Below are 13,153 nucleotides of genomic sequence, written 5' to 3' on the forward strand. Positions count from 1 at the left end.
GGGAATGGACAATGAGGATTTTGCATACAGCCGACTGGCATCTCGGGAAGAGTCTCGAGGGACGGAGCCGGTTGCCTGAGCAGGCCGCCTTTTTGGACGAGCTTGCTGAAATCGTGGAAAAAGAAAAAATCGATGCGGTCATTATGGCAGGTGATGTGTTCGATACGGTAAATCCTCCGTCCGCTGCGGAGAAAATGTTTTACGAAAGTCTTGCAAGACTGTCCGATAAAGGGAAACGTCCGGTGGTTGTTATCGCGGGTAATCATGATAACCCGGAACGGCTTGCAGCTGCAGCACCCCTTGCCGGGGATCACCGCATTCATCTAATCGGCTATCCAGCCGGAGGACTGCTCCGTGTAGACGTACCGATCGCAGGGCAGACGATGAACATGGCTGCCCTCGCCTATCCTTCAGAATCAAGACTTGAACAGGTGTTGTCAGATAATTTTGACGAGCTTCAAATGAGAAACCATTATGATGCCAAAATTAAAGGGCTTTTTGAGAGTATGTGCAGTCCGTTCAGCACCGGCGCAGTTAACATTGCGATGAGCCACCTTCATGTTGCCGGTGGAAGTACCTCTGACTCTGAGCGCCCGATTGAAGTAGGAGGGGCTTATACTGTAGCGGCAGACAGCCTGCCTGCTTCAGCGCAGTATGTGGCACTCGGGCATTTGCACAGACCGCAAACCATAAAGCGGGCCCTCACCCATGCCCGTTACTCGGGATCTCCGCTTGCCTACAGTTTTTCCGAATCAGGATATGCAAAATCCGTGACCATTATCGATGCAGATCCTGGCCAGGAGGCTAAGGTAACGGAGGTGTTTCTTACAAGCGGAAAGCCGCTTGTAAGATGGAAGGCTTCAGGAGGGCTGGCCGAGGTGCATGAATGGTTTAATCAGGGAAAAGATAGAAATGCATGGGTAGATTTAGAGATTCATTTAACAGAAGCACTTTCAATCGAAGAGATTCAGAATCTGAGAAAAAACCATTCGGGCATTGTTCATATCCGGCCGGTTTTCCATTCAGAAGAAGAAGCTCTTCAGCCGGAATCGAGGTCGAGTGTTCCGATTGATGAATTGTTTGTCCGTTTCTATGAAAAGCAGACCGGCGGAGCGAAACCGGACGAGAGGCTCGTTACCCTTTTTCGTGAGCTCGTGAGCGAAGGGGAAAAAGAGGAGGCGGAGCTTGCATGAAGCCGATAGAGCTGACGATAACCGGACTGCATAGCTTCAGAGAAAAACAGACCATTGATTTTGAAGAGCTGTGTGACGGTGGTGTATTCGGGATTTTCGGTCCGACGGGAAGCGGCAAGTCTTCCATTCTGGATGCCATCACTCTCGCTTTGTATGGAAAAGTGGAACGGGCTGCAAATAATACGCATGGCATTTTGAATCACGCAGAAGACCAGCTTTCCGTTTCCTACACATTCGAGCTTCGAAATGGAGCCAAAGTAAAACGGTACAAGGTGGAGAGAACCTATAAAAGAACGGATGAGCACCGGGTAAAAGGCTCTATTTCACGCCTGATTGATTTGGAGGCGGAACCCGTTGTTCTAGCAGATAAAGCAAGTGAAGTGAATGAAAAGGTACACCAATTGCTCGGACTGACAATCGATGATTTTACCCGCGCCGTCGTCTTGCCTCAAGGAAAATTTGCAGAATTTCTCTCTCTTAAAGGATCGGAACGGAGACAGATGCTTCAGCGGCTTTTTCATCTGGAGCAGTATGGAGATGAGCTGCTTTCAAAGCTCCGCACGAGGCTCGGACAGGCCAAATCCCGGCTCAGGGAAACAGAAGCGGAGCAGGCAGGTCTCGGGGATGCCTCTAAGGAAGCGCTGAAACAAGCAGAAATAGAGTGGCAGAACCATTCGCTTTTACTTGAAAAAAGGACAGCGGAAAGAAGAGCCGTCCGTGAAAAGCTATCTCAGCAGCAGAGAATTTGGGAACTCCAGCTCGATTTGGAGCGGCTGAAGGAAGAGGAAAGGAAGCTTGAAAGCCAGTCGGAAGAAATCAGCAGAATGAAGGAACAGCTGAAGCTTTCGGATCAGGCAGAACGGCTGAGTCCTTATTTGGAATACCTTGAAGCGGCTGAAAAAAAGCATAACGCTCTGTTGGAAACCGAAAAAAAATGGGCAGCCGAGCAGGCGCTTCAAAAGGAAAAAACATCTGAAGCGAAGGGCTCCTACGAGCAGGCGAAAATGGAAAAAGAGAAAAGTGAACCGGTTCTCGCTGTGAGGAAAGAGCAGCTAACCCAGCTGCTTCAAACAGAAAAAGAGCGCGATGAGCGGAAAAGTGAAATGGAAAAGCTCAGCATGGAGCTCGCTGAACTTGAACAGTCACGGAAACAGGCTGAGCACGAGCTTGCCCGCGCTGGCAATCTCCTGCAAAAAGCGAAGCAAAAACAGCAAGAAATAAAGCAGGAGCTTGAAACCCAAACCGTTTCATCGGTTTACAGAAAAAGTGTCCATTCAGCCGCAGATTTACGCAAGGAATGGAATTACGCAGAGGAACAGCGGAGAGAAGCCGAAAAGGTTTATGATTATGCCTGTCAGCAGGAAGAAGCAGCCTCTAAAGAGAGACGGGCCCGGCAGAAAAAACAGGAACTGGAAAAAGAGAAGGTGACGCTTATGTACAGCGGACTGCTTCAGATGTTTTCCAAAGCAAGCGAACTCAGAAACCGCCTGGAAAAGAAGATCACCTCTTATCAGGAGAAGGCTGCAAAGGCACGGGCTGAACTGGAGCAGCAGAGAGTTCACTCGATTGCGATCCAGCTGTCCGCTTCTTTGATAGCAGGAGAAGCCTGCCCGGTTTGTGGATCGCTGAGCCATCCCTCACCAGTCGAAGGCGGAACCCGCGATGAAGGCAAACACCATCTTGAAGAGCAGGAAGTAAAGCTGGAAGCAAGCCGCGCCTGGCTTATGGAAGCAGAAAATCTTAAACTGAAAATGGAAGAACTGTCTTCTGAGCTGATCAGCGACTTTCCATGGCTTCATGAAATGTCCTTGCAGGAAGAGAGTGCAGCCTCCATGGAACAGATTCAGGAAAACGAGGAACCTGAACTAAAGATGCTGAAGCAGGATTTTCTGCACATTCGGACACAAGCATCCTCTCATATGAAAATTCTCAATCAGCTCCAAACGGAGGAGCAGCAGTCGGCGAAAATGGAAGAGCGGTTGAGGCTGGAAGTTCAGAATGCATTAGGAAAATTTCAGAGCGCGAAAGAGAAGGAAGAGAGCCTGAAGGAAAGCTGGGAAAAGGCTCACCCTGATTTTAACCTGGAGCAGCTCCCAGAGTTAATGAAGGACATGGAGGAGAAGGACGCCCGGTTTGAAAGCCTCCAGCTGCGAGTAAACAAGAGTGTCGAATACATTGATCAGCAGGAGAAGGCACGTCAAAATGCCGGTGATCAGCTGGCAGAGCTCGAAAAAAAATACATCCAAACATCCGAGAAGAAGCAGTCCGTCAAGGAGAGGCTGGCTGAAAAGGAAGCCATGCTTGCAAAAGAAGCGGGAAATGACCCGATTCCAGTCCAGCTTAAAGCCATTCAAAGCAGGCTGGTCCAATTGGGCGAACAGGAAAAACAGCTGTCGCAGAAATATGAAGAAACAGCTCAGAAGCTGCGGAATGCTGAAAAAGAACATTCAGCCGCCCTCAAAAGCCTTCAGGATGCCGTGAAAACCGTTCAGGAGGCCAGAGAGAGCTGGCAGGCACAGCTGAGTCAATCTGCTATGAACTCCATCCTCGATGTCCGGCAAAGTCTTCTCAATCATCAGGTAAAAGAAAGCTATACCGCTAAAACGGAAGCGTTCCTGGATAATTGGAAGCAATGCAAGGCAGACTTAAAACGAATCAGCGGCGAACTTGACGGCAGAACGCTGGATGAGGCAGCGTGGCAGCAAACCAATCAGCTTGCAGAGGAGTATGAGAATCTTGTAAGTGAGGCTGAGGGACTCAGGGGAGCAGCGTTAAAATCCCTTGAGCTTTTAAAAGAAAAGCACAGCCGCTATGAAAAATTAGAGGAGCAGCGGCTTGAAATATCGGGAAAAGCAGCCGATCTCGAACAGCTGCAGGCGGTTTTTAAAGGCAACAGCTTTGTTGAATACATTGCAGAAGAACAGCTTCACCATGTGTCAAGAGATGCTTCCGAACGGCTGGGGCTGCTGACGAGGCAAAGGTATGCGATTGAAGTCGATTCGCAGGGCGGGTTCATTATGAGAGATGATGCAAACGGCGGGGTAAGAAGACCGGTAACAAGTCTTTCCGGAGGAGAAACCTTCCTGACTTCACTTGCACTGGCTCTTTCCCTGTCGACGCAAATTCAGCTGCGCGGTGAATTTCCTCTGCAATTCTTCTTCCTTGACGAAGGGTTTGGCACTCTGGATACAGACCTTCTCGACACTGTCGTGACAGCGCTTGAGAAATTGCAATCAAACAATCTGTCTGTCGGAGTCATCAGCCACGTGCCGGAGCTTCGGGCGCGGCTTTCAAAAAAACTGGTCGTAACCCCGGCTGATCCAGCTGGAAACGGGACATCAGTAGCATTGGAAACATTGTAAAGGGGAGGGGGCAGCATATGGCTAAAAAAACAATTGGAACATGCAGGCTCTGCAGAAGAAAGGACGTGGAGATCACCATCCACCATCTTGTTCCGAAAGAAATGGGCGGGACGTTTCTCCCGACAGCTCCATTGTGCATACCATGCCATAAGCAAATTCATGCCCTCTACACGAATGATGAGCTGGCAGCAAGGCTCTCTGCCATTGAGGATCTGCAGCGCGATGAAAAGCTGTCCAAGTTTATTAAATGGATCCGGAAGCAGCCGTCTACAAAGCTGATCCAGACGAGAAAATCCGCTGAAAGACGGAAGCGTAAATAGGATGAAAAAGAGCACCGCTTTTTTGCGCAGGTGCTCTTTTTCATCAATTATTGGCAACAATATTCTGATCCGCCACATCCGGATCAATCATATTTGTGGCACTGATTCCATTATTTAAGATCCAGAAGTCACCTGTGTTTCCTCCGCCCGAGCCTGCAGCTGATTTGGAGGAGCTTTTAGGGGATAGGTAAAACGTATCACCAAAGTTAACGACCCCGCCGGCAACGGTGTTGATTTTAATAGGACCGACGATAGCTGGCATGGCAAGCACCCTTTATTCTCTAAGTCATATGACCAGTATATTCAGTCCTGGCCGGATTGTGCTTCCGCATCTAATGCTCCGCCCGGCCGGAAAAGCTGGCGCGTATGCTTCACCCTTGCTTCCGCATCTATTAAGTCGGTTGAACCAATCTGGAAGACACCGGAGGTCGAAACGGCCAGCAATTTTACAAACTTGACTCGGATAAAAGGTTTTTCATGGAAGTAAGACGGGATGACGGTCTCCGTCCTAACCGGTCTTGGAATAGGGATCTGGAAAATTTCATACCTGCTGAAATCCCCCTCGTTGTCATAGAAGATTTCAGCTTCCCGCTGCACGGCGAAAACATTGGCTTTAGGAACAATTTCCCTTGAGTCGCCAATTTGAAAGACAGAAGAAAGACCAAGAGTATTTACATAGGCCGCGTCGACAATCGAATTCCGGTTATACATTCTTATTGCGGCGCCAGCGGGACAAAAGGTCCGATAATCAGCGATTCCGGAGGAGTGTCAAATACAGCAGAACCTGCAATGCTGTTCGCATCCCCGATTAAAAATACAGACGAAGTAGCAACAGCGGCTACTCTGCAGAACACAACATTGATATCCTTGTTTACGACGGTAAAGTTCACGGCTGATCTCCTTTCACTTCGACAGGAAGGTATTTAATAAAATGGTCAACTGATTGAGCAATCTCTTCCTTTACTCTTGCAGTAATCTGATCGGCCTGGGCCTCTGGATCGCCCTCCTGGAAGTTTGCGGTTTTTAGATAATATTGGACTCTCGTATCTATTTGCTTGCGGATATCTTCAATGACCATTTTCCGCTGCTCATCATTCAGTTTTCGGTTATGGCGCTGCTCCTGCGCTTCAAGCATCATGATGCATTCTTCACTTAAATACGTATTCAGCTGGTCAAGTGCTATAGCATACGTTTCGCCGCTGTACTCACGCTCCAATTTTCCAACCTGCTGACCCTTTTGGATGACTTCGAAATTTTCAATTTGTTCAGGATCAGTAGGATTTAAGCCGATATTCAGTGTCCCTTCCAAGGTTTCAACCTTGAGCTGGTCGAATTTGTACTCGATTTTCTCAATGCTTGTGGAAGGTTTATCCTTGAGGGCCTTCAAATCGGCAGACATTTGCACAATCATCGTCTCCAGCTGCTGGATTTTATTCTGCTGGGACTGAATGCATTGGCACAGCTGCTGAAGATAGGAGCCTACATCGTTACCGTAATACATAGCAAACACCTCTCAATCCTACGATCATTGCTTAATGCATCGTATGCAGTGAAAGCAAATTGGGTGAATGCCTATAGGTTAAACGGTTCACTGCTATCTGGAGGGAGGAGGTGCGAGAGGGACTAGCGGCCTTGAGAGAACCTGCCCAAGCTCTGCGCGTCTGGTCGCAGGCGGAGCTGTTTCAAAAAATCCCCCGGTATTGTAGAGGTTGGAGAGTGATTTGATATAACCGGCACTTCCAATCTGGAGGACGGATGAGTTATTGACAGCTCCTACACGCAGGTAGTTAATACAAATTGACTGATTAATATAAAAGTTCATCCATTTCACCTCTATGCGTTTCCAACAACAGGCTGATCCACTACGTCCTGGTCAAATGTATTCGTGACACTATTTTGATTAAAAATGGTCATCCCGTCTCCTGTATTGAAAGAACCTGCCCCTGAGAAAGTCTTGACGCTGCTGACGGGGGCAATCGTAAACACGTCTCCAATGTGAAGCACACTGCTTGAACCAAGACTGTTCACCTTAAAAACACCGACAATGGCTGGCATGGCTAACATCCTTTTCATTTTCTTGAAGGGCGGCGGCCGCAGATGTAGAATGAATCATAAAGTTACTTTATCTTATGACAAGAGCGGAGACTTGTGATAAACGCGGAGGTGATGAAAAGATGGGAAATGAGAGAGCAGCCTCCATTTCAAAGGGGGAGAGAATTCAATCGCTGGATCTATTAAGAGGGTTTGCCTTATTAGGAATTTTATTGGTTAACATTCTTGATTTTTCAGGACCCGCACTGTACCGTAACTCTCTTATTCACAGTACAGGAGCAGCAGACAGAATCGCAGAAGTTTTTGTATTCGTTTTTGCTCAGACAAGCTTTTATCCGATGTTTGCTTTTCTGTTTGGAGCTGGAGCCGTTATGTTCTACAGCAGGCTTGAAGCAAGAGGGCAATCCCCCAGCCGTTATTTTTCCAGACGAATGACAGGCTTGCTCATTATCGGGGTGCTGCACGCTTTTCTGATATGGCATGGAGATATTCTCATTACATATGCGGTTATCGGATTCATTTTTATGCTGTTTATCCAGAGAAGTGCCCGATCTTTGGCAAAATGGGGGCTGTCGCTCATTTTGATTCCTTCCTCCCTATTCGGCTTATTGATGATAGGGGAAGACGGGTTACAGGTGGAAGAAAATGGAACGGAAAGAATAACGGATGTTTATCAAACTGGCACCTTTTTAGAGCTGATCAGGCAGCGGGCAGAGGATTGGTATTATGTAAACAATTTTTTAATGGCGCCATTTTTGCTTCTTTCGATCCTGCCGATGTTCCTGCTTGGAGGATATGCCATGAAAAGCGGGTGGTTTGAGAAAAATCCATCAGTGGAAACGGCTAAGAAGTGGATAAAGATTGCAGCCGCAGCGGGTCCTGCAGGCTTGCTGATCAAAGGGATGCCGGTCTTTTTTCCTGCCTCTGTCTTTTGGAGCTACATGCACCAATCCATAGGGGGACCTCTTTTGGCATTCTTTTATATTTCCATCCTTCTTCTCGCTTCTTACACATTCAGAGAGAAGCGGATCGTTTTGTTTCAGCTGTTCACATATGCGGGAAGAGCTTCAATGAGCAATTATTTGCTTCAGTCAGTGATTTGTACGGCCCTGTTCTACTCTTATGGACTGGGACTGTATGGAAAAACCGGTTCACTGCAGGCGCTTCTCATTGGTCTATCTGTTTATGCAGTGCTGGTTTTTATGAGTTTTCTATGGTTTAAGCGCTTTGAACAGGGACCGGCAGAAAAGTGGTGGAGGCGGTTTACTTACCGAAACGTGTGATTGTACTAGGGGAAATTGGCTGATTTCAGCTCGTTTTGGATTTCTTGTGTATGTTCTGCAGATGAGATTGCCGGTGTTTGATTTCCTGCAAAAGAAGATGGTCCAGCTCCTGGCTGCACTTGAGAGTCACGTCGGAATTAAGACCATGCTTTAATGCGAGATCAATTAAACTTTTTCTTTTCGATTCAATTTCATTAAAAAAGGCCATTTCTTCTCCAACTTTCAAAGGTACTTTTTCGTTAATCAGAAGCTGCAGGCAAGCCGTCCTTTTCAAATCGGAAACACAGGAGCGGGAAATCGGTTGCAAACCTATCTTCTTCACCAAACAGCTCGTCCTAAAAAATGGATAAGACTATTATACAATGGAATTTGAAAAAGTATCCAGTTTCGATAAAAAAACATAAAATGTTACACAATGTTACAAAAAGGGGATGAAAATGTGCAGGTCACAAAAAAGACTCCCAGAGCATTTTTAACGAAGACGAGTGGATTTCTGCATGATTATACCCACTCCTTAAACCCTTTTACAGGATGTGCGTTCGGGTGCTCATACTGCTATGTAAGAAAATTGCCTGTCTCCTTGTTCCGGAGTGAAGAGTGGGGGACGTGGGTCGATATTAAACAGGCGGAAAAGGAACGCTTTAAGAACGAATTAAAGAGGGCGAAAGCGAAAGGCCCGCTTCGTATCTTTATGTCTTCCAGCACAGATCCCTATCAGGGTGAGGAGGCAAAAGAAGAGATTACCAGGACCCTGCTCTCGGCCATGACGGAAGAAAAGCCTGATTTTCTATTCGTGCAAACGAGAAGTCCTCTCGCTGCCAGAGATCTTGATTTGTTTAAAAAACTTGGCAGCGGCATGTTATTCAGCATGACGATTGAAACAGACCGTGACGAAGTCCGCAAAGCATTCGCTCCGGCATCTCCTCCGATTGCAGCCAGAATCAGGGCATTAAAGCAGGTGGCAGAGGCGGGAGTCCCGTCACAGGCGGCTGTTGCGCCTATGCTTCCTTTCACAGATGATTTCCCCGAAACGCTTAAACAGGCGGCCGGGATCGTTACATTGGATGATTTCTTCCAGGGCGATGGAGCAGGCGGGCGCCGATCTGTTTCTTTAGGAGTCCGTAACATCCTGGAGGAGCTTAATGAAGAGGCGTGGTTTAAACCGGAACGGCTTAATAAAGAGAAGAAAAGGTTCGAAGCTGTTTTCGGGAAGAACAATGTGCGCATCAGCCAGGATGGATTTGCTCCGTTTCGAACGAAGGATTAAGTGCAGTAAGTTTCGGAAGAAGGAAATCAAGAGGAGAATGTCGAAAGAATAGATACAGAGTAAGATTGATTCTGGAATGATTAGAGAACAGACAGAACGGCAATGGGGGTAAACGTATATGAAATTTGCTGCAGCCAGGCTTAATGGGAGAACGTTTATTGGATTGGTTCTGGAAGACGAGCAGATATTGGATCTACAAAGAGCAGAAAAGAAGTTTTTTGATATGGACACCATTCCGGCAAATCTTGAGGACTGTATTAAAGACGGGGATCAATTTATCAGTCAGGCTCAGCTGATGGAGCAGAGATTTAAAAAGTCAGATGAGCACCAGGAACTGGTTTACTCGCTGTCTGACGTAGATTTGCTCGCACCGATTCCAAGACCCGGAAAAAATATTTTCTGTGTCGGGAAAAACTACCGCGATCACGCTGTTGAAATGGGCAGTGAGGCGGATATACCAAAATTTGTCATGCTGTTTTCCAAAGCACCGACAAGCGTAATCGCCCATGGGGATTTGATTGATCCGCATCCGCATTTGACGCAGGAGCTGGATTACGAAGGAGAACTCGCGGTGATCATAGGGAAAAAGGGGAAGCAAATCCCGGTTGAAGAGGCGATGGATTATGTGTTCGGCTACTCCATTGTAAACGACATAACCGCTAGAAATCTGCAAGCAAACCATAAACAATTTTTGCTCGGAAAAAGTCTGGATACTTCCTGTCCATTCGGACCTTATGCCGTACATAAATCTGCAGTTCCCGATCCGCAAGAACTGCAAATTGAGACGAGGGTAAACGGAGAAGTCCGCCAATCCGGCCATACAAAAGATATGATCTTTTCCATCGCATCGATTATTTCCACCATTTCTCAAGGGACAACACTGGAACCCGGCGATATCATTGCCACCGGTACCCCAAGCGGAGTAGGAAAGGGTTTCAATCCGCCAAGGTACTTAAAATCAGGAGATATGGTTGAAATATCCATTACAGGAATCGGTACTCTTGAGAACGGTGTGAACTGACACTTGTTTGACCTTCTTCCAGCCATGGAAGGAGGTCTTTTATTTTTGTTCTTAAGATAGCAGCCGCCAATCGAAAAATAGCGAATTTTGTCGAAAAGTCTTTATATTCATAGATACGGACAATAAATCGAAAGTACGGACAATAAAACCAGAATATGGACAATAAATTCAAAGTACGGACAATAAATCGAAAGTACGGACAATAAAATAAAAATTAAGCTTCCAATCAGAACAAAAGCGGGGGAGACAGGTACTATAAATGGGGTTAATACAAGGTAGGAAGTAAGAACAGCCAGAATCACTGCCACTTTCAGTCGAAAATGAGATTTGATTTTGAAAAGGAACCGGTTTAATTCTCCAGTTACAGAGCAAGCAATGGGAGCCTCTCGCAGCTTCGCGGTGACCCGGCTTGCGCCTGCTCGTAAAATAGCGAATTTTGTCGAAAAGTCTTTATGTTCATAGATACGGACAATAAATCGAAAGTACGGACAATAAAAACAGAATACGGACAATAAAACCAAAGTACGGACAATAAAATTAAAGTACGGACAATAAAATAGAAATTAAGCTTCCAATCAGAACAAAAGCGGGGGAGACTGGTACTATAAATGGGGGTTAATACAAGGTAGAAAGTAAGAACAGCCAGAATCACTGCCACTTTCAGTCGAAAATGGGATTTGATTTTGAAAAGGAACCGGTTTAATGCTCCTGTGACAGAGCAAGCAAGGAGAGCCTCTCGCAGCTTAGCGGTCGGTGACCCGGCTTGCGCCTGCTCGTAAAATAGCGAATTTTGTCGAAAAGTCTTTATATTCATAGATACGGACAATAAATTGAAAGTACGGACAATAAAACCAGAATACGGACAATAAAACCAAAGTACGGACAATAAAACCAAAGTACGGACAATAAAATCAAAATACGGACAATAAAATAAAAATTAAGCTTCCAATCAAAAAAAAGCGAGCGAGATTTAGGAAAAACAGCGAGTTTTAATACCCTGCTGTGTCCTGACCATACAAAAACAGGCCGGAGCTGTGCTCCGACCTCAAATGTATGCCCGGCAAAACCTATTTTTACCTTCTGCCTGATTGAAGCGGCTCTCCCGGCAGCTTAAATCTTCAGAAATGGTCTTCCTAAAAATCCGCTTTAAGATAAAACGGCAAAAACCTTTTCAATCGCCCAGTCCAAGTCATCCTTGGATATGGTTAGCGGCGGGGCAAATCGAATGACGGTATCGTGGGTTTCTTTACAGAGAAGTCCTTCTTCTTTCAATTTCTCGCAGTATGGTCTTGCTGCTTCGTGAAGCTCTACTCCAATGAACAAACCTTTTCCACGAACTTCTTTAATAACCGGATTCTTTATTTCTCTTAACCGATCCTGGAAGTAGGTTCCCAGTTCAAGAGAACGCTCTGCCAGCTTTTCATCAATCAGGACATCCAATGCAGCGATAGATACTGCACAGGCAAGCGGATTTCCTCCGAAAGTTGAGCCATGAGAGCCGGGATTAAACACTCCCAGAATCTCTTTGTCTGCGGCTACACAGGAGATTGGGAAGACTCCTCCTCCAAGCGCTTTCCCAAGAATGTACATATCCGGTTCAACCTGTTCCCAGTTGCATGTGAACATTTTTCCTGAACGGCCGAGTCCGCATTGTATTTCATCTGCTACGAACAGTACGTTGTGATGTTTACATAATTCGCTCGCTTTTTTCAGGAAGCCGTCTTCCGGAATGTTGATGCCTGCTTCGCCTTGGATCGGTTCAATGATAAAGGCTGCTGTATTAGGCGTGATGGCGGCTTCAAGTGCTTCCAGATCTGCGTAAGGGATTACTTTAATGCCTGGAAGCATTGGTCCGAAGCCCCGTTTGTACTCATCGCTTGAGGACATGGATACCGCAGTCATAGTCCGGCCATGAAAATTGTCCTCGCATACGATGATTTCAGCCTGATCTGAAGCTACACCTTTCACATCATAGGCCCAGCGCCGTGCTGTTTTTACAGCGGTTTCTACTGCTTCGGCTCCTGTATTCATCGGAAGCACCATTTCTTTTCCGGTCAGCTGCGCCACCTTTTCATACCAGGGACCAAGCTGATCATTGTGAAAAGCACGGGAGGTAAGCGTAATCCGGTCTGCCTGCTCTTTCAGCGCCTGAATAATTTTTGGGTGTCTGTGCCCCTGATTTACTGCGGAGTACGCGCTAAGCATATCCATGTATTTGTTGCCTTCAGGATCCTCCACCCAAACCCCTTCTGCTTTTGAGAGAACGATCGGCAGCGGGTGATAGTTGTTGGCTCCGAATTTTTCGGTTTGTTCAATGACGTGAGATGTTTTGGTCGTCATACAAATCCCTCCGTTAATATGAATAGAGTGTGTAGCGCTTTCAATAATTAGAAAATTAACACCTATCTATACAATATCTTAGTAGAAGGGAGATGACAATAGAGCAGCAAGAAGAGTGATAAGGTCATACTTTAATAGGAAGGGATGGAGCAAAGTCAAATCAGCTATGCATGCTTAATGGCTGACAAGAAGCTGCCCGCACCCGGGAGTCTGCCCGTAATCGCCAAAGGTGACGTCCTTGCGGATCTGTTTGCAGATTTTTGCGAATTTTTTATCTGCCTGTTTGATTCATGGTAAAATGAGTGTGTAGAATTT

Annotated in this window: 14 protein-coding genes; 6 read left to right on the top strand and 8 right to left on the bottom strand. The window is 46.4% G+C overall.

Features of this window, described 5'->3' with window-relative positions; all coding sequences use genetic code 11:
* Positions 1-11: 11 nt before the first annotated feature.
* From ACQCV8_RS13320 to ACQCV8_RS13330, 3 genes are read left to right on the top strand one after another with little or no spacing between them, the layout of a single operon-like run.
* On the top strand, positions 12-1,193 hold the full coding sequence (locus ACQCV8_RS13320) for an exonuclease SbcCD subunit D (protein WP_426845138.1): 1,182 nt from the start codon (positions 12-14) through the stop codon (positions 1,191-1,193).
* Entirely contained in the window at positions 1,190-4,555 is a 3,366-nt protein-coding gene (locus ACQCV8_RS13325; RefSeq protein ID WP_426845139.1) for an AAA family ATPase, read from the top strand. The genes ACQCV8_RS13320 and ACQCV8_RS13325 overlap by 4 nt, the downstream gene beginning before the upstream one ends.
* A gap of 17 nt (positions 4,556-4,572) precedes the next feature.
* Positions 4,573-4,875, top strand: coding sequence for an HNH endonuclease (locus tag ACQCV8_RS13330; RefSeq protein WP_426845140.1), 303 nt, complete (start codon positions 4,573-4,575; stop codon positions 4,873-4,875).
* 43 nt (positions 4,876-4,918) lie between these two features.
* Here ACQCV8_RS13330 and ACQCV8_RS13335 read toward each other — a convergent pair whose 3' ends face one another.
* The 6 genes from ACQCV8_RS13335 to ACQCV8_RS13360 all read right to left on the bottom strand — a co-directional run bounded on the left by ACQCV8_RS13335 (position 4,919) and on the right by ACQCV8_RS13360 (position 6,930).
* Entirely contained in the window at positions 4,919-5,137 is a 219-nt protein-coding gene (locus ACQCV8_RS13335) for a spore germination protein (protein ID WP_426845141.1), read from the bottom strand.
* Between the two features lie 41 nt (positions 5,138-5,178).
* Positions 5,179-5,586, bottom strand: coding sequence for a spore germination protein GerPE (locus ACQCV8_RS13340; RefSeq protein WP_426845142.1), 408 nt, complete (start codon positions 5,584-5,586; stop codon positions 5,179-5,181).
* A gap of 2 nt (positions 5,587-5,588) precedes the next feature.
* A complete protein-coding gene (locus ACQCV8_RS13345) occupies positions 5,589-5,765 on the bottom strand; it encodes a spore gernimation protein GerPD (RefSeq protein WP_426845143.1) in 177 nt (58 codons plus the stop codon).
* Positions 5,762-6,376 (bottom strand): spore germination protein GerPC, encoded by a 615-nt coding sequence (gene gerPC, locus ACQCV8_RS13350; protein ID WP_426845144.1) that lies wholly within the window; start codon positions 6,374-6,376, stop codon positions 5,762-5,764. Before gerPC ends, ACQCV8_RS13345 begins: the two co-directional genes overlap by 4 nt.
* A 93-nt stretch (positions 6,377-6,469) precedes the next feature.
* Entirely contained in the window at positions 6,470-6,697 is a 228-nt protein-coding gene (locus ACQCV8_RS13355; RefSeq protein WP_426845145.1) for a spore germination protein GerPB, read from the bottom strand.
* A gap of 11 nt (positions 6,698-6,708) precedes the next feature.
* A complete protein-coding gene (locus ACQCV8_RS13360) occupies positions 6,709-6,930 on the bottom strand; it encodes a spore germination protein (protein ID WP_426845146.1) in 222 nt (73 codons plus the stop codon).
* Positions 6,931-7,049: 119 nt separating this feature from the next.
* On the opposite strand from ACQCV8_RS13360, the gene ACQCV8_RS13365 reads away from it, so the two are divergent.
* Positions 7,050-8,210, top strand: coding sequence for a DUF418 domain-containing protein (locus ACQCV8_RS13365; RefSeq protein WP_426845147.1), 1,161 nt, complete (start codon positions 7,050-7,052; stop codon positions 8,208-8,210).
* 25 nt (positions 8,211-8,235) lie between these two features.
* Here the strand turns inward: ACQCV8_RS13365 and ACQCV8_RS13370 are convergent, their stop codons facing one another.
* Entirely contained in the window at positions 8,236-8,532 is a 297-nt protein-coding gene (locus ACQCV8_RS13370; RefSeq protein ID WP_426845148.1) for an aspartyl-phosphate phosphatase Spo0E family protein, read from the bottom strand.
* 93 nt (positions 8,533-8,625) lie between these two features.
* On the opposite strand from ACQCV8_RS13370, the gene ACQCV8_RS13375 reads away from it, so the two are divergent.
* Positions 8,626-9,477 (top strand): radical SAM protein, encoded by an 852-nt coding sequence (locus ACQCV8_RS13375; protein WP_426845149.1) that lies wholly within the window; start codon positions 8,626-8,628, stop codon positions 9,475-9,477.
* Between the two features lie 118 nt (positions 9,478-9,595).
* The gene (locus tag ACQCV8_RS13380; protein ID WP_426845150.1) at positions 9,596-10,498 is read left to right on the top strand and encodes a fumarylacetoacetate hydrolase family protein; all 903 of its coding nucleotides are present in this window, start codon (positions 9,596-9,598) and stop codon (positions 10,496-10,498) included.
* 1,146 nt (positions 10,499-11,644) lie between these two features.
* Here ACQCV8_RS13380 and ACQCV8_RS13385 read toward each other — a convergent pair.
* Complete coding sequence (locus ACQCV8_RS13385) at positions 11,645-12,838, bottom strand: ornithine--oxo-acid transaminase (protein WP_426845151.1); 1,194 nt, start codon at positions 12,836-12,838, stop codon at positions 11,645-11,647.
* Positions 12,839-13,153 lie beyond the last annotated feature (315 nt).

Origin of the sequence: Metabacillus sp. 84 (assembly GCF_050107715.1) — a bacterium.
In the GTDB taxonomy this organism is placed as follows: domain Bacteria; phylum Bacillota; class Bacilli; order Bacillales; family Bacillaceae; genus Metabacillus_B.

Coding starts and splice junctions, on each gene's coding strand:
- gerPC (WP_426845144.1), bottom strand. CDS start 6,376: ATGTATTACGGTAACGATGTAGGCTCCTATCTTCAGCAGCTGTGCCAA.
- ACQCV8_RS13330 (WP_426845140.1), top strand. CDS start 4,573: ATGGCTAAAAAAACAATTGGAACATGCAGGCTCTGCAGAAGAAAGGAC.
- ACQCV8_RS13360 (WP_426845146.1), bottom strand. CDS start 6,930: ATGCCAGCCATTGTCGGTGTTTTTAAGGTGAACAGTCTTGGTTCAAGC.
- ACQCV8_RS13325 (WP_426845139.1), top strand. CDS start 1,190: ATGAAGCCGATAGAGCTGACGATAACCGGACTGCATAGCTTCAGAGAA.
- ACQCV8_RS13365 (WP_426845147.1), top strand. CDS start 7,050: ATGGGAAATGAGAGAGCAGCCTCCATTTCAAAGGGGGAGAGAATTCAA.
- ACQCV8_RS13385 (WP_426845151.1), bottom strand. CDS start 12,838: ATGACGACCAAAACATCTCACGTCATTGAACAAACCGAAAAATTCGGA.
- ACQCV8_RS13340 (WP_426845142.1), bottom strand. CDS start 5,586: ATGTATAACCGGAATTCGATTGTCGACGCGGCCTATGTAAATACTCTT.
- ACQCV8_RS13380 (WP_426845150.1), top strand. CDS start 9,596: ATGAAATTTGCTGCAGCCAGGCTTAATGGGAGAACGTTTATTGGATTG.
- ACQCV8_RS13320 (WP_426845138.1), top strand. CDS start 12: ATGAGGATTTTGCATACAGCCGACTGGCATCTCGGGAAGAGTCTCGAG.
- ACQCV8_RS13355 (WP_426845145.1), bottom strand. CDS start 6,697: ATGAACTTTTATATTAATCAGTCAATTTGTATTAACTACCTGCGTGTA.
- ACQCV8_RS13375 (WP_426845149.1), top strand. CDS start 8,626: ATGTTACAAAAAGGGGATGAAAATGTGCAGGTCACAAAAAAGACTCCC.
- ACQCV8_RS13335 (WP_426845141.1), bottom strand. CDS start 5,137: ATGCCAGCTATCGTCGGTCCTATTAAAATCAACACCGTTGCCGGCGGG.